Origin of the sequence: Brachybacterium sp. AOP25-B2-12 (genome assembly GCF_052378625.1) — a bacterium.
Classification (GTDB): domain Bacteria; phylum Actinomycetota; class Actinomycetes; order Actinomycetales; family Dermabacteraceae; genus Brachybacterium.
Window position 1 is genome coordinate 1 of sequence record NZ_JBQSXW010000090.1, and the last position, 398, is coordinate 398.

The 398-nt window shown below is 60.3% G+C and carries 1 protein-coding gene; it reads left to right on the forward strand.

Translation table 11 applies throughout. The features are described 5' to 3' along the window. Positions 1–341, forward strand: a 341-nt coding sequence (locus ACT3TZ_RS15285) for a hypothetical protein (RefSeq protein ID WP_444584263.1), incomplete at its 5' end; no start/stop codon positions are given. Positions 342–398: the final 57 nt, after the last annotated feature.

Sequence of the window (398 nt, forward strand, 5' to 3'; positions counted from 1 at the left end):
ACTTTTCCGGTCAGCCTGAGGCCATTCGAGGATACAGTAACGCCTACTGGGTTAAGGGGGCTTGGCGGCACGACGCGTTCAACGAGGACGTCCTCGTTCAGTATGGCTTTGGTGTTGCTGGCGCTGTTGATGCGGCGGATCTTGCTAATGGGATCAGGTGGTCGCTCTCCCTCGGTGTTGGCGAGAGGGAGCCGAGACGTTTTGTCGACAGTGCGCTCTTCGCGGAGAAGGTCGTTGCTGTTCTCGACGGCGCCCTCAACTCGTACGCTTCAAATCCGGATCCTGGCGGAGGAGTGCAGGTGTCCCGGTTTGCGGATTCTTTCGGTGGGTACTGGCTGTAGGGCTCCCCGCAATATTCGCACCGCTTCACGGTGGCTGTGGCGATGGCGGCCGGATCG